Origin of the sequence: Sorangium sp. So ce381, assembly GCF_051473845.1 — a bacterium.
GTDB lineage: Bacteria > Myxococcota_A > Polyangia > Polyangiales > Polyangiaceae > Sorangium > Sorangium atrum.
In genome coordinates, this window is record NZ_CP150336.1 from 9,614,448 (window position 1) to 9,633,405 (window position 18,958).

Annotated in this window: 13 protein-coding genes; 6 read left to right on the forward strand and 7 right to left on the reverse strand. The window is 69.9% G+C overall.

Annotated features, from left to right (window positions below):
• Window positions 1–214: 214 nt before the first annotated feature.
• The 3 genes from WMF29_RS36135 (at window position 215) to WMF29_RS36145 (ending at window position 3,087) form a co-directional block, all read left to right on the forward strand.
• Window positions 215–1,018 (forward strand): calcium-binding protein, encoded by an 804-nt coding sequence (locus WMF29_RS36135; protein WP_437324658.1) that lies wholly within the window; start codon window positions 215–217, stop codon window positions 1,016–1,018.
• Window positions 1,019–1,139: 121 nt separating this feature from the next.
• Entirely contained in the window at window positions 1,140–2,294 is a 1,155-nt protein-coding gene (locus WMF29_RS36140; RefSeq protein ID WP_437324659.1) for an AraC family transcriptional regulator, read from the forward strand.
• 331 nt (window positions 2,295–2,625) lie between these two features.
• A complete protein-coding gene (locus WMF29_RS36145; protein WP_437324660.1) occupies window positions 2,626–3,087 on the forward strand; it encodes a macro domain-containing protein in 462 nt (153 codons plus the stop codon).
• Window positions 3,088–3,287: 200 nt separating this feature from the next.
• On the opposite strand, the gene WMF29_RS36150 is transcribed toward WMF29_RS36145, so the two are convergent.
• A complete protein-coding gene (locus WMF29_RS36150) occupies window positions 3,288–3,767 on the reverse strand; it encodes a VF530 family DNA-binding protein (RefSeq protein ID WP_437324661.1) in 480 nt (159 codons plus the stop codon).
• Window positions 3,768–3,816: 49 nt separating this feature from the next.
• Here WMF29_RS36150 and WMF29_RS36155 point away from each other — a divergent pair, with 49 nt between their 5' ends.
• Window positions 3,817–5,997 (forward strand): OmpA family protein, encoded by a 2,181-nt coding sequence (locus tag WMF29_RS36155; protein ID WP_437324662.1) that lies wholly within the window; start codon window positions 3,817–3,819, stop codon window positions 5,995–5,997.
• A 66-nt stretch (window positions 5,998–6,063) separates the two neighbouring features.
• Here the strand turns inward: WMF29_RS36155 and WMF29_RS36160 are convergent, their stop codons facing one another.
• Window positions 6,064–7,089, reverse strand: coding sequence for a hypothetical protein (locus WMF29_RS36160; protein ID WP_437324663.1), 1,026 nt, complete (start codon window positions 7,087–7,089; stop codon window positions 6,064–6,066).
• Between the two features lie 134 nt (window positions 7,090–7,223).
• A complete protein-coding gene (locus WMF29_RS36165; RefSeq protein ID WP_437324664.1) occupies window positions 7,224–7,946 on the reverse strand; it encodes an SAM-dependent methyltransferase in 723 nt (240 codons plus the stop codon).
• A 194-nt stretch (window positions 7,947–8,140) separates the two neighbouring features.
• On the opposite strand from WMF29_RS36165, the gene WMF29_RS36170 reads away from it, so the two are divergent.
• Window positions 8,141–9,793, forward strand: a complete 1,653-nt coding sequence (locus tag WMF29_RS36170) for a GAF domain-containing protein (RefSeq protein WP_437324665.1) — start codon at window positions 8,141–8,143, stop codon at window positions 9,791–9,793.
• 148 nt (window positions 9,794–9,941) lie between these two features.
• Here WMF29_RS36170 and WMF29_RS36175 read toward each other — a convergent pair whose 3' ends face one another.
• From WMF29_RS36175 to WMF29_RS36185, 3 genes are all read right to left on the reverse strand, one after another.
• Window positions 9,942–13,640 carry a caspase family protein gene (locus tag WMF29_RS36175; protein ID WP_437324666.1) on the reverse strand — a complete coding sequence of 1,233 codons (3,699 nt, stop codon included), beginning with the start codon at window positions 13,638–13,640 and terminating at the stop codon, window positions 9,942–9,944.
• Between the two features lie 58 nt (window positions 13,641–13,698).
• The gene (locus WMF29_RS36180; RefSeq protein WP_437324667.1) at window positions 13,699–15,819 is read right to left on the reverse strand and encodes a caspase family protein; all 2,121 of its coding nucleotides are present in this window, start codon (window positions 15,817–15,819) and stop codon (window positions 13,699–13,701) included.
• A gap of 146 nt (window positions 15,820–15,965) precedes the next feature.
• Entirely contained in the window at window positions 15,966–16,748 is a 783-nt protein-coding gene (locus WMF29_RS36185) for a M12 family metallopeptidase (protein ID WP_437324668.1), read from the reverse strand.
• A gap of 210 nt (window positions 16,749–16,958) precedes the next feature.
• Here WMF29_RS36185 and WMF29_RS36190 point away from each other — a divergent pair, with 210 nt between their 5' ends.
• Entirely contained in the window at window positions 16,959–17,102 is a 144-nt protein-coding gene (locus tag WMF29_RS36190; RefSeq protein WP_437324669.1) for a hypothetical protein, read from the forward strand.
• Window positions 17,103–17,192: 90 nt separating this feature from the next.
• Here the strand turns inward: WMF29_RS36190 and WMF29_RS36195 are convergent, their stop codons facing one another.
• Window positions 17,193–18,923: a hypothetical protein gene (locus tag WMF29_RS36195; RefSeq protein ID WP_437324670.1), complete on the reverse strand. Its 1,731-nt coding sequence runs from the start codon at window positions 18,921–18,923 to the stop codon at window positions 17,193–17,195.
• Between the last annotated feature and the right edge of the window lie 35 nt (window positions 18,924–18,958).

Sequence of the window (18,958 nt, forward strand, 5' to 3'; positions counted from 1 at the left end):
TCCGGCCTCGTCCTGCCGTAAGCCTTCGACCACCTGGCACACGTCGGTCAACGATTGGCACAAAGCGGCACCATAATTCGTAACCTCTCAAGATTACATCGCATTCAGGACGGCACAAAGCATGCTCCTCCGGGCCATCATGAACATCGAGATGGCAAGGCGAGCGGTTGGGGTCGGGGTGTTGGCGGCGAGTGCGTCCTTCGGAGGAGGATGCATGGCCGAGGTCGTGGACGGGACCGATGAAGCGCAGGATGAAGTGAAAGAAGAGCAGACCGCCTGTTGGGCTGACTTCGGCCCCGAGGCGCCCGGCGAATGCACCATCGGCGAGGAGCGGGAATGTCCTGACGACGATCCCGCGTCTGTGACCGGGTTTTGCCGTGAAAAGTGCGTGAACATCGACGACAAGGCCGTCTGGGGGCTCAGGACCTATGACTTCCAGTGCCCCTTCTATGAATCGGCCTGGCACATCGGCACATCGGTTGAATGTGGCTGTTTCACGCCGCTCGTGCTCTCCTTCGACGATCGCCCGGTGGAGTTCACCGCCGAGGCGGGCGCCGCCTTCGATCTGACCGGCACCGGCGTGTGCCACGCGAGCGATTGGCCCACCTCGGCGACGCCCTGGCTCGCGCTCGATCGCGACGGCGACGGCGTCATCCAGGATGGAGGCGAGCTGTTCGGCTCGGCCACGCGGCTGGGGAGCGGGGGGTTCGCGAAGAACGGCTTCGAAGCGCTGCGGGAGCTCGACGCGGACAACAACGGCGTCTTCGACAAGCACGATCCGGCGTTCGCCAGGGTGGTCGTCTGGTCGGATAACAACCTCGACAGGACGAGCGAACCGAGGGAGATCACGCCCCTCGAGGCGCTCGGCGTGACGTCGATCGATCTCCGCGACTTCCGTGACATGCGCTGCGACGCGCGCGGCAATTGCGAGGGCGAGCGGAGCGCTTTTGCCTTCACGGACGCCGCGGGCGCGGCGCGCCGGGGGACGGTGATCGACGTGTACATGTCTCGTCGATGAGCGCTGCGCGGTGTTCACTCGGGCAGGCGGCGTGGGGGCAACGTAGCCATCTATGCTCCGCAGCGCGGCGCGCGGGCGGATCCGTCACTCACACGCTTCTGCGGAGCCCACGAGGGGGGGCATGAAAGCCGCCTGCTCTACCTGGCTGGGTCACAACAATTTACATTTTCCAAAGGGTGTGCTCCCTTCTCCTCCAATGCCGGGTCGTGCGCCTCGCTTTGTCCGGACAAGCCATGAGGGTGAAGGGGCCTCGCGCGCCGCGCAGGCGCCGGGGGCGGGGATTGCGCGGGCTCGGCTCGTGTGCACCGGCGACGTCGGCGAGGCTCGGGAGGCCTTCCGCCGCGTTTACGTGGGCGCGACCCTCGAGCCCAGGCGCGGCACATCGTTCGGCTGTGCGATGGAGGTCGCCTCGTTCGGCACAATCCGTGTCGTGGCGGGCGACTGGCCCGGCGGAGGGCGGGCCTTCGTGCCGGCGGTCGGGGACCAGTACATCCTGTCTCTCTCGGCCGGCGGAGAGAGCGCCGGCGATTACGCGGGCGAGCCCTTCCGCGTCGTGCCGGGCCGGCGCGCCGCGCTGTTTTCACCGGGGCGATCCTGCTCGCTCAATGTCAGCGGGGAGTTTCACGGACGGACCCTCGTGATCGACCGCGGAGCTCTCGACGCCCACTTCACCACGCTCACGGGTGCTGCGCTGCGCGGCCCGATCCGGTTCGGTACGGCGCTCGACATCGAGGACGGACCTGGCCGCGCGGTCCACGAGGTCGCGCAGCTCTTCCGCCGCCAGATCGAGCAGTCTTGGGCCTCGCCGATGCTGCTCGCCGCGCTGCGTGGTGCTCTCTTCACGAGCCTCCTGGTACACGCCCGGCACAGCCTATCGGAGACCCTCGATGCGCCGCAGCCGCGCGTGGCTCCGGCGTGCGTCCGCAAGGCTGAAGAATACATGGCTGCGCACGCTGCGGAGCCCATCACGCTGGCCGACATCGTCGCCGCGGCGGGCGCGCCGGAGCGGTCCCTGCGAGCAGCCTTCGTGGCGAGCCGGGGAATGCCGCCGATGGATTTCCTGCGGCGGCGCCGGTTCGAGCTCGCGCGCCGCCAGCTGGCCGATCCCTCGGACGGCACGTCGGTCGCGGGCGTCGTGGCCGCGCTCGGGCTCGGCAACCCGGGGCGGTTCAGCGTCGAATACAAGCGCCGGTTCGGCGAGAGCCCCTCCGAGGCGCTGTCCGCGGGACGCGCGGCCGCGGGCCTGCCGCGCCTCCGGCCGCGGCGCCGGCGCTGAGCGTCACGAGCGCTGGCACCCACGAGCAACAACTCGTGCGGCCGTGGTCGCCTCACTCGTCGGCCCCCTGAGCCGCGCCGTCGCCCACCCTCGGGGATGAGGTGGCGGCCTGGGTCGCTCACGAGGCGATCGGTCGGCTGCTCGGGCTGGAGGAAGACGCCGCGCGCCGGAGCGAGCACGACCGGCTCGCACGGGAGGCGCCGGTGCGGACGTACCGGGTGGGCCGGAACGGCGCGCTCGAGGTGGCGGGGCATAGTCGGCCCCTCGCCTCGCATTCGCGAGCCCGTCGGCATCTCACGAAACTGACCGCGGCAGTGCTAGGGTGCGCCGCGTGCCGACGATCTTCACCAAGGGCGATCTCCTCAACACCCCGGATCTCCACGCGTACGCGCACGGCGTGAGCTGCGTGGGCAAGATGGACACGGGGATCTCCGTGGCCTTCAAGAAGCGCTGGCCGGGCCTGCTCCCGGCGTTCGAGCAGCGGAGCGCCGAGCGGAAGCTCCAGCTCGGGGAGGCCTTCGTCTGGAGCGAGGGCGGCGACACGGTGTACAGCCTCACGATCCAGGAGAACGCGACGAAGAGGCCCTCGCTCGCCGCGCTAGAGCGCTCGCTCGTTGCGATGGTGACGCACGCCGCCGGGGCGGGGATCGCGCGGATCGGCGTACCGCGCGTGGGCGCCGGCAAGACCGGCCTCGAATGGCTGCGCGTCAAGAGCATCCTCGTCAAGGTCGCCAACGACAAGCCGGTCACGCTCGTGGTCTACGAGCAGTTCGTGCGCGCCCCGGGCGCCTGACTCCAGCGTTGGAGGACGTGATGCGCACCCGCGGCATCAAGACCGGGGCCTGTTCGTCCCGGGACGATGCTTGACCGAGCGGGGTGGCCGTCGGATACGGCAGCCTGGACATCATGATTCGTTCTGCGCGCTCATCGCGGTGATCACGACACCGCGTCGCTCCCGGATCCCGGTGCTCGGCGTGCGATCGAGCGGGCCGATCACGGGCTGGGCTTGGCTTTGTCCCGCAGGTAGAGAGCCTCCACTTGCTGCCGGGCCCACGGGGTCCGTCGCAGGAATTGCAGGCTCGATTTGATGCTGGGATCATACTTGAAGCAGCGAATGTTGATCATGCGTCCGAGCTGCTCCCAGCCATGCTGCGCGACCAGGTGCTCGAGGATCATCTGGAGCGTGACACCGTGAAGAGGATTGTGGGGCTGGGGCTGAGTCAACTCGGTGCTCGGGGGGCGATCGCCCCGGAGGGCCAGCGTGAGCCCGCTGTGTAGCACGTCGCGCGGCGGCCGCCGCACCCACGCCGCCCGTTCGCGCCGAGGAGCGCTCGGTTTCATCGGCCCCGCCCCCTCGTCGCAGCGACCCTGGCGGGAAGATGCGGTATGCGCCTTCGCTGCGGCCAGGTGAGCGGGGAGCTGCTGCGCCGCCGCCGTGCTCGACCGCTTGCCGTCGATCTGCGTCGGGTACACTGCCGGCGCACCAGCACCTCCACCTACTTCTCCACGGAAAGCTCGCCCCATGAAGCACGCGTTCCTCGCGGCGCTCTCGCTGACCCTCAGCGCGTGCGCCGGACCGCTGGCGAAAGGGCCGTCGGTCGATCTCCGCCTGCGGCACGTCGTCCTGTACCAGAACGGCCTCGGTTACTTCGAGCGCACCGGCGTCATGTCGGGCGAGCGGCTCACGCTCCGGTTCCGGGAGCGCGAGGTCGACGATGTGCTGAAGAGCATGGTGGTCGTCGAGCAAAACCTCGGGCCCAACGAGACCCCCTCCACCGTGAGCGCGCTCTTGCCGCGCTCCGGGCAGGCGAGCGGGCCCGAGGAGCCCACCGAGATCGAGCTCGTCTTCTCGCCGGCCGCGAGGAGGCCCGTGTCGATCGCGTACGCGGTGCCGACCGCCGCCTGGAAGGCGACCTACCGCGTGATCCTGCCGGCCAAGGGGCAGAAGGAGAAGCGGGCGCTCCTCCAGGCCTGGGCGCTCATCAGCAACATCGGCGACGAGGACTGGAGCGAGGTCGACGTGACGCTCGCGACGGGCGCGCCGCTCTCCTACGTCTCGAACCTGCGCGCGCCGGCGATGCTCGACAGGCCGGAGCTGAAGGGCGTCTACGACGGCGAGGGCGGCGCGCTCGCCCCCGTGCTCGCGGAGCGCTCGCCCGGGCCCGACATCGACCGCGACGGCGTGCTCGACCACGAGGACGCCTGCCCGCGCGAGCCCGGCTCGGCGAGCCCGCAACCCGACCGGCACGGCTGCCCGCACGTGGTCCGCGTCGCCAGCAGCAGCGAGGTCCAGATCCTGACCGCCGTGCCCTTCGAGAAGGGCTCGGACGTCATCCCGACGCGCGCGAGGCCGCTCATCGAGGAGCTCGCGCGCACGCTCAAGAGCGTCCCGCACCTCCGCGCGTTCGAGGTCGAGGGGCACGCGTCGTCCGACGAGGCCGGCGCGGGCGCGGCGGATCTCGCGGCCCGGCGCGCCGCGGCCGTGCGCGCGGCGCTCCTCCAGCTCGGGGTCACGGCCGAGCTCGTGACGCGCTCGCGCGGCGCCGAGGTGCCCCTCGTCGCCGGCGACACCGAGGAAGCCCGGCAGCGCAACCGCCGCGTCGTCCTGCGCGCCCTAGACGTCGGGCAGGCGCAGGCCCCCAGCCGGGGGCGCGAGGCGCCGGCCATCACGCCCGAGGCGATGGAGAAGGTGCCGGAGGGCGCGGCGAGCGTGGACGCCGTGGCCGGGGCCTTCCGGTACGCGATCGCGAACCCGGTGACGCTCCCGAAGAAGTCGTCGGCGCTGATCACGCTCATCAACCGCCCGGTCGCGGGCGCGGACGTCCTCCTGTTCCGCCCCGATCCCGCGGCGCCCGCGAGCGCGACCCACCCCTTCCGCGCCGCGCAGATCGAGAACCGGAGCGCGCTCGGTCTCCAGCCCGGCTCCGTGTCGATCTTCTCCGGCGGGACCTTCGTGGGCGAGGGTGTGCTCACGCGCCTTTTGCCCGGAGAGAGCGCGACGATCCCGTACGCCATCGACAGCTCGACCGAGGTGCGCGCGACGAGCATGACCACGGATGTGCCGGTGCGGTTCGTGTCGCTGCTCCGCGGCGCGCTGCGCGTGGAGGATCGGTACCGGCGCGTGACGGTCTACGATGTGAGGCCCGGCCGGGACGTGCCGGAGACATTGCTCATCCGCCACGCGAGGGCGACAGGGTTCGAGCCGCAGGGCCTCCCAGGGTGCACGGACGCGACGCCGGACGCCTGCCTCGTCGAGAAGAAGCTCGCGCCCGGCGCGCCCCAGAAGGTCGTGGTCGAGGAGACGCGGCTGTCTCAGCGCGAGATCCCGCTCGTCCAGGCCGACAGCGAGCGGCTCTCGCTCTACCTGAAGGGCTCGAGCCTCCCGGCCGAGCTCCGCGCGAGGCTGGACCGCGCGCTCGCGCTCCGGCGCGCGCTCGACGCGGCGAACGACGAGCTCGACCCGCTGCGGCGGAGGCGCGCCGAGCTGATCGACCGCGCCGCCGAGCTGCGCGAGAGCCTGAGGACCATCGAGCGCACGCCCCAGGCCGGCAAGCTCCGCCAGACCATGCTCGACCGGCTCGCCGAGGTGGCCCGACAATCGGAGGAGATCGGCGCGAAGATCACCCAGCGCATCGAGGACGTGGCCATGGCGCGCGCCGAGCTCGACGACACGCTCCGCGATCTGGTCATCGAAGGTCGGTGAGCGCCGGCGACTCGCCCTCTCGACCCGGCGCGCCTCGCTGACGAAGCGCGCCAGAACGCCTCCGCCTCATTCGGTTGTGCAGTCGGGCGCCGAGCTCGGGTCGGCCACCCACGCCGCGAGGCGCGCGGTCCCGGCGTCGCCCCACGCGTCGTGAGCGAGCTGATTGAACCGGCACCACTCATGACGCGTCTGCTGGATCGCGAGCGACTTCGCCGCGAGGTGCTGCTCGACGCGACCGGTCAAGGAGGTCTTGTCCTTGCTGAGCTCGTCGTGGGTCATCGCCGCCGGAGGCGGACAGTGGTCGCCTGGCTCGTAGTCGACCGTGCCCGAGACAAGGCCATAGGCGGTCGTCCGCCGCTGGCGGAAGGTCACGATCGCGTACTCCGGGTACGGCGCATCGTCGTCGCGAGTCACCGCCGTCCCGCTCGGCTTTTTGCCCTGCACGACGATGAAGCCCGTCGAAGGCACGGCGGAGTACGGCGTGAGCGCGGGGAACGCCGTGAGCGACTGGTCCACGGGGACGTCGCCGCCGAGCTCGACCCAGTTCGTGTGTGCGTAGAAGTCCTGCACCGCGTGAAGCGAACGGGAAAACGCCAGCAATGCCAGCGCATCGCCATCCAGCTGCGCGATGCCCGGGCCCAGCGCCGCCACCGCCTCGGCTTGCTTCTCGGCGATGAACGCGGCTCCTCCGCTGAAGTTGCAGTCGTCGAAGTGGGCAGCATTGCTGAAGTGGAACTCGGCGTCCGTCGACACGTTGCCGATCTTCAGAGCGCTGATCACCGCAGGCTTCAGGAACGACAGCGCGGTGCTGGTGATCTCCTCGTGGTTCGGCTCACCCGGCGCCGTTGAAAATGCATCGGCGCTCTCCTCGAGCGCCTCGGCTGTTCCAGGCTCGCCGGCGCAGCCGAGCGTCAGCGAGACCCCCATGACCCCCACGATGAACGCGGCGTGTCGATGTACGTCTTGCGGCATGTCTTCCGTAATTGCAAAGCGCGATCCAGGCGTGCGGGCTGAGCGTTCGTCGAGAGAAACACGCGGAAGGAGCTTGCGTGAACGCCCGCGCCCCGATGAGCGCACCTCATCGCCTGTCATTCCCTTCCACGCGCGAACCGCGCGCGTGCCTCACTGCGGCGTTCCGCCACGCTTCTCCCGTACCGTCGCGTCGAGCTCTGCCAGGCTGACGAGGAGCAACATCGGGCGGAGCCGCGGCCCCGCGTGTCGCCGCGTCACGCGCCGAGCGTGGATGGCTCGTAGCGCGTCACCCAGGTCTTGATTTCCAGCTCGCAGAAGATCAGGCGAGGCGCAATGAAGCCTGCCTGGGCCAGGAGCGCGAAGACCTCGGCGTCCGAGGCCGGCATCTTCAACGACGCCATGGCCTTCCGTCGTTGCTCCGCCGCCTCGGGCGGCCGCCCCTCCGCGAGGGCCCGCCGGTCCTCGACGGCCCTCAGCAGCGGATCGTCTCCAGTCCGACAGCCGATCACGAAGGGCGCCCCCGGCTTCAGGCGCCCTGCGACCTCCCGCAAAAGCTCGATGCGCGCCTCATCGCCCGGGACGTGGTGCAGGACGCCGATCATCTGGGCGCCGTCGAACAAGGGCCCGCGCGCGAGATCGCGCAGCTCGCAGGCATGCAGGCTCGTCCGCGCGAGGAGGCCTTCCGCCGCGAGCTTCTCTCTCGCGACGGCGAGCATCTCCGGCGAGGGATCGACGCCCGTGAAACGAACGCCGGCCCCCGCGTAGCGCGCGAAAGGCTTCAGCTCGCTCCCGGTCCCGACGCCGACGATCAGCAGCGACGCGGCCTCCTCGTCGGGTAGCGCGGCGACCATCACCTCGGCGATGACCTGCTGCATGACGCCATAACCCGCCCAGAAGCGGCGCACCTGGTCGTCATAGCTCAATGCTCGCTCGCGCCCGAAGCTCACTGCGTGTTTCTCGTGCTCGTCCGTCTTCATCACGCCTTCTCCTCGGCGGACGGTCGCCCGGACCGCCTTCAGAAGAGGAGTATCACCCGTCGTGCAGCCTCGACATGGCGGGGATTTCGGTCCGACCGGCGGGGCTTTCTGTCGCGACCGCCGCGGGTGCAGGCGCAGTACGGCGATGGATGCGTCAGGTTCCACCTGGCACGAACCAGACGTAGCATGGACGGATGACGGACTCAGACGACCGCCGATCGCCCGCGACGCGCGACGGGACACGCGATGAAATCCCTGCGCCGCTGGCGTCCCGGCAAGAGCCGGCGAGCGACGGGGCGCGTGAGGTCGGCGGGACGCCGGCGCCGCTCGATCTCGTGCCCGCCATGATCGCGGCGACCCGCGCGATCACGTGCGCGACCGACGAGGCGTCCCTGTTCGCGGCGGCCGTCGAGAGCCTGTCCTGCCTGGGCCACGACGCCTTCTACCTCAGCAGGTTCTGCGACGACGCGAACAGCGTCCTGGAGATCGTGGGCGTCTGGAAGCGCGGCGGCGCGCCGCCCGTCCCGGCCGGCACGCGCCTGCAGCGCTCGGCCTACCCCGGCCTGGAGAAGATCGCCGCGGGCGACCCGATCCTGTACGAGGACTGCGCCACCGACCCGCGTCTCCACGAGACGACGCGGCGCCTCATGGTCGACAAGATGGGCATTCGCTCGATGGCGCTGTTCCCGCTCATGCACGGCGACCGGCTCCTTGGCTCCCTGTCGGCCAACTACGGCGCGCCTCACGTGTACTCGCCGGAGGAGCGGCAGCTCTTGACGCTCGTCGCCCAGCTCTCGGCCGTGACGCTGCTCGGCATCCGGAGCCGCAAGCAGATCGACGAGAAGGTCCGGCTGGTGGAGGCGCTCTACCGCGCCGGCGACGCCGTCGCCGTGATCTCCGAGGAGGCGCCGCTGCTCGACAGGACAGCAGAGCTCCTGGTGAACGAGGTCGGCTACGTGATCAGCTGGATCGGGCTCGTCGACCACGAGCGCGGCGTGCTCGCCTCCCGCGCCGGGCTCGGCAGGAACTTCGGAGTCGATCTCTCCATCGTGCACCCGCTGGACACCCCTCGGAGCGCGGCGGTCGCGGCGTTTCATCAGGGCCATCCGGTGGTGCGCCCCGATCTCCACGAGCGCCGCGAGGCCGAAGCCTGGGGTGAGGCCGCCACGAGCGCCGGCCTGCGGACCGGGGTGTACGTGCCCCTCCGCGCGGGCGGAGAGGCGCTCGGGGTGCTGGGCGTCGGCAGCTCGGACGAGCGCATCACCGAGGACGAGGTCGCGCTCATCGCCGCGTTCGGGAACCAGCTCGCCGCCGCGATCCTCCGGGCGCGGAGGGACCGGGAGCGGACCGAGCAGCTCGCGCAGCTCGAGCGAGCCTACGACCACCAGGCGCGGCTGCTCGAGGTCGTGCGCGAGCTCTCGACGCCCGTCATCCCGGTCCACGACGGGATCCTCGTGCTGCCGCTCGTGGGCACGGTCGACTCGAACCGGAGCGCGCAGATCATGGGCTCGCTGCTCTCCGCGATCGAGCGCGAGCAGGCCTCGGTCGTCCTCATCGACGTCACCGGCGTCCCGATGGTGGACACGGGCGTCGCCGACCATCTGCTCCGGGCCGTCCGCGCGGCGGCGCTGCTCGGCGCCGAGGTCGTGCTCGTCGGCATCGCGCCCACCGTCGCGCAGACCATCGTGCAGCTCGGCGTGGACCTGAGCGGCGTGACCACCCGCGGCGATCTCCAGGCGGGCATCGCCCACGCCCTGCGGCGGCGGGGCCTGGAGATCCGCCCGCTCCAGACCGCCGCCGCGGCGCCGCCCGGCGCCGGCGGAGCCAGGCTCCGCAAGGTCCGGTGAAGCGCTCGCGAGAGGAGGAGGCCTCCACAACGCGGATCACGTGGACGCTGAGCGTGTTTCGTTGCCAGGGATCGAGCACGGATACCGTGATCTCGACCTGGGTCGCCCGCGAGGCGCTTCGCCGCGACTTGCCTGCCTTTGCTAGACCTCAGGCAATCGGACCGCGCGCCTGGCGGATGCTCTCCGCCATCATCGCCGCGATGCGGCGAGCGAGCGCGTCCACGGCGTCGGCGCGCCCTTCCACCATGCTGTCGAGCGCGCGCTGGTGGTCGTGGAACAAGCGCACCGTCACGCGGATCGAGCCGTCAGCCGCGCGGCGGTAACGCCCCGCCGGACGGAGCGAATCCGGCACCCCGGTGGCATCGACGAACACGAACGGCGGGGGCTGCCCCTCCGCAAGACCGCGTAGCGCCTCATCGACGTTCATGCCGAGCGCGAGCCCGTCGTCCATTTCCTCTTCATCCTGGAACGAGCTGCGCTCGACGAGCGGCAGAGGGACGGCGAGACGGAAGCTCCCGGGCCGCGCCGCGTCGACCGCTCCGATGACGAAGCTGGACCCTCCCGCGGGCACCGCCAGCAACGGGCGCTGTACGCCGCCGATCCCCTTGGCCAAGAGCGGCACCTGATCCACGACGTAGTTGTAGAGCTCGCCGACCCCGATGAGGTTGCCCCCGTGCAGCGCCGCTCCGCGCATGCCGGACAGCAGCGCGTAGGTGAGCAACCCCTGCGCATAACGGCTCGCCTCGTAGCTCACCGCGTCGGCCGCAGCCCCCGCGAGCAACCACAGCCCGGTTCGGTCCTTCATCCGCTCGAGCACGCGCTGGTAGCTCGACGGCACCTCGCGCTCCTCCGTCAGATCCTTGAGGAACCGCCCGGCGTGGCAGGTGTCGAGCAGCACCATCTGCTTGAGCGCCGGCACCCGCTTGATCCACTTTGTCAATTCCTGGCTAGAGAGCGCGCTGGCGCGCCAGACCACGGGATCGGCGTACGCCCGCTCCACCGCGTCCTGGGTCAGATAATGGAACTCGTCGTCCTTCCCGTCATTGACCTGCACGCCATGGCCCGACAGATAGACCACCAGGACGTCCTCCGACTTCGCACCTTCGGCCCACCTGAAGGCGGCCTCTATGTTCGCGCGCGTCGGCCACTCCGCGGTGTCGCCGGAATCCGTGCTCAGCACTTTGACCTTCACGCGGTCCTCGAACAACGGCTCGGTGACGAACCGCAGCGCCTTGCCGAAGTCCGCGGCGTCCTTACCAGCGTAGGTCAAGCGGAGACTGGGGCCCTGGTACCGCGAGATGCCGACGACTATGCCCCACAGCACGGGCGGCACGCGCCCCGGCGTACCGGCCGCCGCGAAGCGCGATTCGCTGCCGCGGCTCGCCAGCACGTCGTCAGCGTCCATCGCCACGACCGTGACTCGATTGCTGGCGTCGCCTTGGTGCAGGTAGGGGTGGCCGGCGAGCGAGAACTCGAACGACATCTCGCGAATGGCACCCGTCGCCTCGTCACGGAGCGCGTCGACCCAGAACTCCTGACGGCGCCCTTCCGCCGCCAGGAACGGCCGACCAGACTCGTCCTGTGCGAGGCGGCCGACGAGCGCCTCTTTGCCGTTGATGGCGATCTGTATCGTTCCGAATCCGCCCCCCTGGTCGCGCAGCTCCACGTACAGCGTCGGCCCCTTCTCTTCGCCCTCCAGGATCGTTCGGGCTCCGCTGCCCTGACCACTCAGCTCCGCGTGCACCGCCGGCCTCTTCGGCACCCTCTCCAGGATGGTCGTCCTCACCAACGGAAACAGCTTTGGCGCGAGCTGCGTCACAGCGCGCACCGGCTCCGCGCGGAGCTGCATTTTCTTGGCGAGCAGCGACGGATCGTAATAACGCAGCTTGAGCTGCGAGAGCGCGAGCGGCTCCAGATCGAGCAGCCAGTGGAGCCCCGCCGCCTCACCATCTTGCGACGTGTCGTAGCGACCCTCGTCGTCAGCGACCGCCCATCTCCTGTCGGCCAGCGAAAGCAGCGTGCACAGCCGCGCTGCGACGCCGACCTTCCACAGCTCCACGGTGCCGCTCGCCGTACCGCCGAGCACGAAGCGCCCGTCCGGTGAGAGCGCCGTCGTGGTCGCGTGCGCGATCATCGCGCCCCACTGGCACTTGGCGGTGAGCAGCCATTGTCCGGGGAGCGGCTTCTCGTCAACCACGTTCACTTGGCCGTCCCGGTGCGTGAGCAGCCAGCGCCCCACCGAGCCCAATCGCTCCACGCGGACCAGAGGATTATTCGGCATGCTCTCGCGCTCGTAATATCCAATCTCCTCACCGCTCTGCGCACTGCGAATCACCTGGCCAGGAAGGATGGCTTCGAGCTCCAGCGAGGGCGCCGGCGCCGTCGCGGGCGGCACCTCGGCGAGCCCGCCGGTTCCGGCGTCCCACACGTGCGCCATCCCGTCCTCGCGCGCCACTGTGAAACGGCGCCCATCAGCGGCGAATTCAATCCAGGTCGGCGCGAGCCGCATCGCCTTGACCGACCACACCACGCCACCGTCTACGCAATCTATGGCGTAAAGCGAGCCGTCCGCCATGCCAACCACCAGCAACGTCAACAGCGCCGAAGGCGACAGATCCGCCGCCTGGATCGCTCCACCGATCATGGCGAGCGCCTGCGCGACCGAAGCGCGCGGCGCGGGCGGCCGGGCCTCGAGCTCCCACAGCTGCACCGCCGCTCCGGGCGACACCGTCAAGAGCAACCGTCCGTCAGTCGAGAGCGCGATCGAGGTCGGCGCGCTCGAGATCGCCAATTCGAGGAGCCGACCCGCGGTGTGCGCGTCCCATACGATCACGACACCCGCCGTGTCGAGCGTGGCGACGCGAGCGCCGTCAGCAGAGAAGGCGGCGGCCCGCACCGGCGCCGCATGCCCTGAAAGTGCCTGGAGCTGGGCCCCCGTCCTTGCATTCCAGAGAATAGCGTCGTGATTGGGTCCCTCCGTGAGCACGAGATCGCCGCGCGGCGAGAACGCCGCCACGGTCGCCGTCGCGTCGCTCCGCTCGCCGAACCGGCGCACGGCCTCGACCCTCCCCTCCTTGACGGCCCACACGATCGTCTCCGCGCCCGACGTGACGAGCCTCGCGCCGTCCGACGAGAACGCAGCGAATCGCACCTTGCGCAGTCTGAACGGAGCGCGCAGAGATAGCCACTTCATCTCATCCAGCAGCGGATAACGGATCGCCGCCCCTTCGCCGCCCACGACGACCATTTGCCTTCCGTCAGGCGACAGGGCCACGCCGGCCGGATCGCCCATCCTCGCGGAATCAAGCCAGAAGGTGTATAGCTCGTCACCCGTCGCCGCGGCCCATGAGATGGCGCGCCCGTCGCCAGCTGCGGTGATCAGCCGCGAGCCGTCGGCGCTGAAAGAGATCAGGCGAATCACGCCGCTGTGTCCCGTCTGCGCCACCAGCTCTAGCTTCTTGCCGCCCACCAGCGCCACGCGCGACATCCCCGCCGTTTGGCCACCGAGCAGCGCTTTGATGAGCGCGCCACCCAACCATTTCGCGATCACGATGGCACGAAACAGCCGGTCCTCCTCGCGCGCGTCGCCGCCATCGCGCGCGGCCTTCATTCGCGCGGCCAGATCGATCACCGTGGCGAGATGCGCCGTCAATCGCTCGATCTTGCGCTGCAGCTCCTCCCGGAGGAAGCGCTCGGTCAGGAGTCTTTTTTCCCCCTTTTTCCGCGCCTCTTCCATCTCGCGGATGGCCTCGTCGGCGAATGCATCACGGACCGCACGTTCCGGCAAATCGACGAACACATGGAGAGCGCCGCACTGGAGGCCATACAGATCATGCCGAGATATCATGAGCTCCCTCTCCCGTGGCCACCCTTCACCGCCCCCCCGCCATCGCCCCGAAGCCGCTCTATTTCGCCGTCATTCGCACCACCACGACGTCCGCGGTCCAGCGCTCCGATGCGCCGCGCGCGTGCTCGCCCTTCTCCTCGACTCCGCTCGCTATCTCGGCGAAGGACGTATCACGCCTGAGGTAATCGAGCGACGCTGTGTTGTTCGTCGTCGCGATTGCCACGAAGCGATCCACCCCGAGCGATTGCCCCGCCGCGAGCGTCGCGCACATCGGATCCCCGAGGACGCCGGAGGAAGACCAGAAGGTCGCGCGGCTCTTCCTTGCGATGAGGTAGCGGCTCGCGTAGATGCTCACGCGCCCCTCGCTGTCGCAATTGACGAGCGTGACCCACAGGTCGATGTCCGAGGGATTCTCGATCTGGATACAGTAGCAGTCTCCGAGCGTGATCCACCTTTCGTTCACCGTGTCGAAGCGGCCCGCCTTCACCTCGTAATTGGCCCGCCTGGCTGGCTGCAGCGCTGGCAGCGGCGGGTTCTGGGCCAGCTCCGGCGGCAGCACGCCGATCTGCTCGTTGCAATCGAGGAGCGTCATCTGGAGGCAATGCTCTAGATCGGCGCAGTTGCGCGCGATTCGCAGGGGCGCGGCGTAGAGGTAATAGTGCTCCACCAGAGCGACCGCGATGTCCCTGGCGTCGGCCGGCGGCGCGGTGTTCGCCAGGAAGGGCAGCGTCGGCAGGGGCGGCCCCGGCTCCTCCCCGGTCCCGTAGATGTCGTCGGTGATGGCCCAGGACTTGTCCGAGCGCTGCACCAGCGTGATCTGGCCCTTGTCCCCCGCCGGCGCGATCTTCAGGAACGGCGAGGCGGCGAGCCGGTTCGCCATCGCCTCGTCGTGCGGCGCGAGCGCCACGACGAGCTTCGCCGCCTCGCCGGGCCGGATCAATCGACCGCGCATGAGCGCGCTCGGCGGCGGCGAAGGCGGGGGCATCGCGGGATCGGCCTTCGCAGACGACGTCGCGGGGGCGGTCGAAATCACGCGAACGAGGCCGATTCGCTCTCTCAAATCCTCTGGCGTGCCGACCGGCGGAAACACCGCCGTCGCGCCTGGCGTCCCTAGCTCCGGATAGAGCGCCACGACCGCGCCTTCGGTGACGCCCACCAGGGATCCCGCGTTGAGTCGATAGGTCGCGCTCGCCGCGTCGAAGGTCACGGAATATCCGATGTCTCCCTCCTCCGGCGGCCCGCCGAACACCCGTCTCACCGGGGAGCTCGAGAGCCAAGGGTGCTGATTCGCGTTCATCGCCTCCACCTTGGCGACCACCGTGCGCCAGATCTGGCCCCAGCGCAGCTCCGACAGCGTGGTATCCTCGAGCGCGCTCAGCTGATCCACGAGCGCGCGCGTGAGCAGGCCATGCGTCTTTTGCTGCCGGCCCGGTGCGGGAGGCTCACCGCCGCTGCCGTCCGACTCGCGGGCCCGCTCGTCGTCGAGGCAGGCCGCTACCACCATGAAATCGCCCGCGCCGACGCCTAGCCTCCTCGCTGCACCTCGCTCCCCCGTCGCCGGGGGCGGCGCGACCTCGGGCGGAAGCACGAACGGCCGCGGCGACTCGACGAACCGCGGGCGTACCCCCTTCTCCGGCACCTCCCGCGTCGCCCCCGCGGAGAAGCAACAATCGAGCACCACCGTCACGGCCGGCGTTCGCGCCGCGATCCTCCCGAGCAGCCTGTTCAGCTCCCAGTCGAAGAGGAGCCTCTCCCCATCCGCCATATTGCTGTCCGTCGCCAGCAGCGCCTCGCGATAATAGCGACTGTTGTCCCTCGGATCGATCACCTCGCTGCGCGTGCCGTGACCGGAGTGATAGATGAACACCCGGTCGCCCGGCTGCACCTCATCCCCGAGCGCGGTGAGCGCCGCGATCAGGTTCGCCTGGGTCGGCGCCTGCGTCGGCACCGTCGTCGGCCGCGGCGGGCCGCCGCGCAGGGGGGCGGCGAACCGCTTTATCCGGTTCGCCGGCACGCCCAGCCGATTCAGCAGCAACTCCTGGATCTCGTCGATGTCATTGACGCAGCCGCGGAGCGGGGAGACTCCGCCGGAGTAAACATCGATACCGATCAGCACCACGTGGAGGCTCGCCGCGGCGCGTTCCGCGTGCGGGGAGAGCGGGATCTCGGGCTGCCTCATTGCCCTGGGAGCGCGGGGAGCAGCTGGCTTGGTCTTCCTGGTTTTCATGGCGAACCTTCACAGTCGGGGACTACCGAGCGTCAATCCGCCACGCGCGACGGACGCGCGCGCGGCGGACGCCTGCGGCACCAGCGCTCGGCTCAGCGCTAGGGCTTCGGATATTCGCGCGCGACGAAGTCGTAGTCGCTCTCGCTGATCGTCACTCCGCCGAGGATCGGTATCCCGCTCTTCGTGCACTCGCCGGGGATCTGGTAGGCCATGATCGATTCCTCGTCGGGCCTGGCCGTGCCGAAGATCGAGCTCTCCTCGAGCGGCGTCAGCACCTGGAAAATCACGTCTTCTCGGCTCCAGCCCTGGGTCCGCATGAAGTAGGCGATCGTCCTCTCGAAATCGAGGCGCTCGACGATCTGCGCGCGGAGGTGCTCGTGCGGGAACCCCAATGTGTGGCCGAACTCGTGTGGAACGACCCGTTCGAACTCGGAATCCGGCGTGTTCAGCGTGAACCCTTGGAGGTTCATCGTCTGCTGACCCGGGTGGTTGAGGATGTCGATGCCGAGCCACGACCAGTAGCCCCCTTCGCCACGCGCGAGGCGGACGTCCGCGCTCGCCGCGTAGGACCGCGTCTCGACGAATTGGATATTTCCAGTCCTGCTCCACATGTTCGCGTACGCGAGGATTTTGCGCCGCAGCGCGGGCTCCGGATTGTCGAGGAAGCCGACGCTGAGCCGCACCCCCGTCTTCGGCCACCGTAGCCTGATGACGAGCGCAAGCCTGCCGTGCTCGGTGGGATCGATGTCCTCGATATTGAAGCCCGGCGGCAGGTTGTCCGGACGAACGGCCTTCGCCTGCACGGCCAGCTCCTTCCATTTTTCCGGCGGCGGAAGCTTGGGAATGCAGACCGGGACCTGACTTGCGAACGAGTTTTTCATGGCGCCCCTCCGATACGACCCTGCTGGAACGCTCCTTTCTTAAGGCGAGTCGACCCCAAAGCACAGCTCCCCGGTGCTCACCGTCGCGCGTCGGCTCTCTTCGGTGCCGCGCTCCACTCCCGGAGAGCCTGTCAATGCGCAAAGGTGACTTCGAGAGAGAGCGGCGGCTATCCGCCAAGCAGGAAGGCATCGCGGAGAATGTGGGAGGAGATGCATCATCCGTCGTCGATCACGATCCAGCTCGCGAACGGCCCGCTGCGCAACCGCGCGACGGGCGCGGTCGACGTCGACGCCGGCCCGTCCGCAGTGGGCGACGCGACGGCTGCCGGCGACGCGTTAGCCGCTCGGCGGTGAATCACTCAGAACAGAATGAAATTCATTGAGATGTCATCCGCGCCCGCCTCGCCGTCGCAGAATTCCTGTCGTGATTTCCGGCGCGCGATGCTAGCCGAGCGCCCCCGAGGCGGCCGCGGGGCGGAGGCCCTCGATCAGGGCCGCGCGATAGCGGTGCCGCGCCGCGGAGAGGCGCAGCGCCTCGCCTTCGTCCGCGAGCGACGCCGAGGCCATCGCGGCGTGACCCAGACGCAGGAGGGTGTAGGCGAGGAGATACGCCGGCAGGCGCCGCTCGGGATCATCGCCGGAGCGGCGCCGATATCGATCCAGGAAGGCGCGCCGGGCGCCTCGCGGCATCCGCCACTCGACGATGGCGCCGGCGAGATCCCAGGCGATGTCCGCGGGGCCAGGGAGGAAGTGATCGTCGCCGTGCCCGCAGGCGTCCACCTTGACCAGCTCGCCCGAGGCGGATCTGCGCCACTCGTGGGGATCCATCCTGCCATCGACGATCACCGGACGCGCGAGCTCCAGGTGGAGCTCACCCGGGAGCTCCCTCCGCATCTCCAGCGAGAAATTGGTGCGTGCCATCGCGATGAGCTCGTCGGCCGCAGGGCTCGGCACAGGGAAGGCCGAGGCGCGAAAGGCGCAGTAGTCGGCGAGGCGATCGAGCTCCGCGGCGGATAGCTCATCGGCCTGGAGCGGGCGGCCAGGGAGCCATGGATACGAGAAGAACCCCTGGCCCTCGTCGCGCGGCTCCAGCCCAAAGCCGGCCCGGAAGATGCCGTGTGCCCGCTCCAGACACTCGGCCCCGTAGCGGCCCATCCCTTCGAACTTGAGGATCCGGCGTTCGTCGCGGGAAAGGTATTTGAGGCGCTCCATGGATGTCCAGGAGGGCGGCCAGCGCGATTCGTCCTCGTAGCAGCGGCGGCGCCACGCCCCGGCGCCGATGGGCTCGCCCGCGTCGCCGGGGAGCTGCGCACCGCCTTCGGCGCGCTCCGAACGGAAGGACCTCCAGCGGCGGGCGCCGTCCGGCGCGACGAGCGCGTCGGGGTCGGGCGCGCGGGAGCCGAGGAAAACGATGCTGGCGCGCGGGACGCCCGCGTGAACCAGGGAGTCGCCGGCGGCGAGGAACGAGGAGCCGCTGAGGCCCGGCCCCTCGTCGACGACCCAGAACCGCGCTCCCTCAGCGATGCCGTCCTCGACCCAGCGGAGCTGCCCGGTGTCGAGCTCGACGCGGCGGTCATAGGGGTGACCTGATGGGCGCACGGTGATGCGCCCGGCCCGGATCCCCTGCCGGCGAAGCGCCGCGGCCGTCACCGCGCTCAGGGTCGTGCCGATGCTGCGGATGCCGACGACCCGGACCGGCGCCGGCGGGGACGCGAGCCGCTCGGCCAGCCGGGCGAAATCGAGCGGGTAGAGCGCGTAGAACGAGAACCCCTCGGGCGGCGAGGTCGAGACGGTCGCCGGGACCTCGACGGCCATGAGGACCTCGGGCGTGGCCAGACGTCTGGCTGGTCGCGGCCAGACGTCGGGCTGTCCGTGGTCAGACGTCGGGCCGTCCGCGATCGCGAGCGCGCCGTCACCGTCGATCAGCGCGGCGGCGAGATCGTCGGTGAGCTGCGCCAGCGCCGAGGCGCCCTCCGCGCCGGCGTCGGTGAGGATGGACTCGAGCTCGCCAGCGCGGATCAAGGCGCGGAGCACGACGTCGCGAGGGCGCTCCGCGCCTCCGGGGCCGGCGATCGCCTGGAGGTCGACCGCGAGCTCGTCGACGAGCCGCCGCCCCGGGACGTCGCGGCGGCCGCTGCGGAACACGTACATGCGGTATCCGGAGCTGTCGTCCATGGCGGGCTCCACGCCTCACCGCTGCGCGACGCGCG

What these genes read in the sequence shown, in the direction of transcription:
- WMF29_RS36135 (WP_437324658.1), top strand. Translation starts at nt 215, where the DNA reads ATGGCCGAGGTCGTGGACGGGACCGATGAAGCGCAGGATGAAGTGAAA.
- WMF29_RS36140 (WP_437324659.1), top strand. Translation starts at nt 1,140, where the DNA reads ATGAAAGCCGCCTGCTCTACCTGGCTGGGTCACAACAATTTACATTTT.
- WMF29_RS36155 (WP_437324662.1), top strand. Translation starts at nt 3,817, where the DNA reads ATGAAGCACGCGTTCCTCGCGGCGCTCTCGCTGACCCTCAGCGCGTGC.
- WMF29_RS36160 (WP_437324663.1), bottom strand. Translation starts at nt 7,089, where the DNA reads ATGACAGGCGATGAGGTGCGCTCATCGGGGCGCGGGCGTTCACGCAAG.
- WMF29_RS36165 (WP_437324664.1), bottom strand. Translation starts at nt 7,946, where the DNA reads ATGAAGACGGACGAGCACGAGAAACACGCAGTGAGCTTCGGGCGCGAG.
- WMF29_RS36170 (WP_437324665.1), top strand. Translation starts at nt 8,141, where the DNA reads ATGACGGACTCAGACGACCGCCGATCGCCCGCGACGCGCGACGGGACA.
- WMF29_RS36175 (WP_437324666.1), bottom strand. Translation starts at nt 13,640, where the DNA reads ATGATATCTCGGCATGATCTGTATGGCCTCCAGTGCGGCGCTCTCCAT.
- WMF29_RS36180 (WP_437324667.1), bottom strand. Translation starts at nt 15,819, where the DNA reads ATGAGGCAGCCCGAGATCCCGCTCTCCCCGCACGCGGAACGCGCCGCG.
- WMF29_RS36185 (WP_437324668.1), bottom strand. Translation starts at nt 16,748, where the DNA reads ATGAAAAACTCGTTCGCAAGTCAGGTCCCGGTCTGCATTCCCAAGCTT.
- WMF29_RS36190 (WP_437324669.1), top strand. Translation starts at nt 16,959, where the DNA reads ATGCATCATCCGTCGTCGATCACGATCCAGCTCGCGAACGGCCCGCTG.
- WMF29_RS36195 (WP_437324670.1), bottom strand. Translation starts at nt 18,923, where the DNA reads ATGGACGACAGCTCCGGATACCGCATGTACGTGTTCCGCAGCGGCCGC.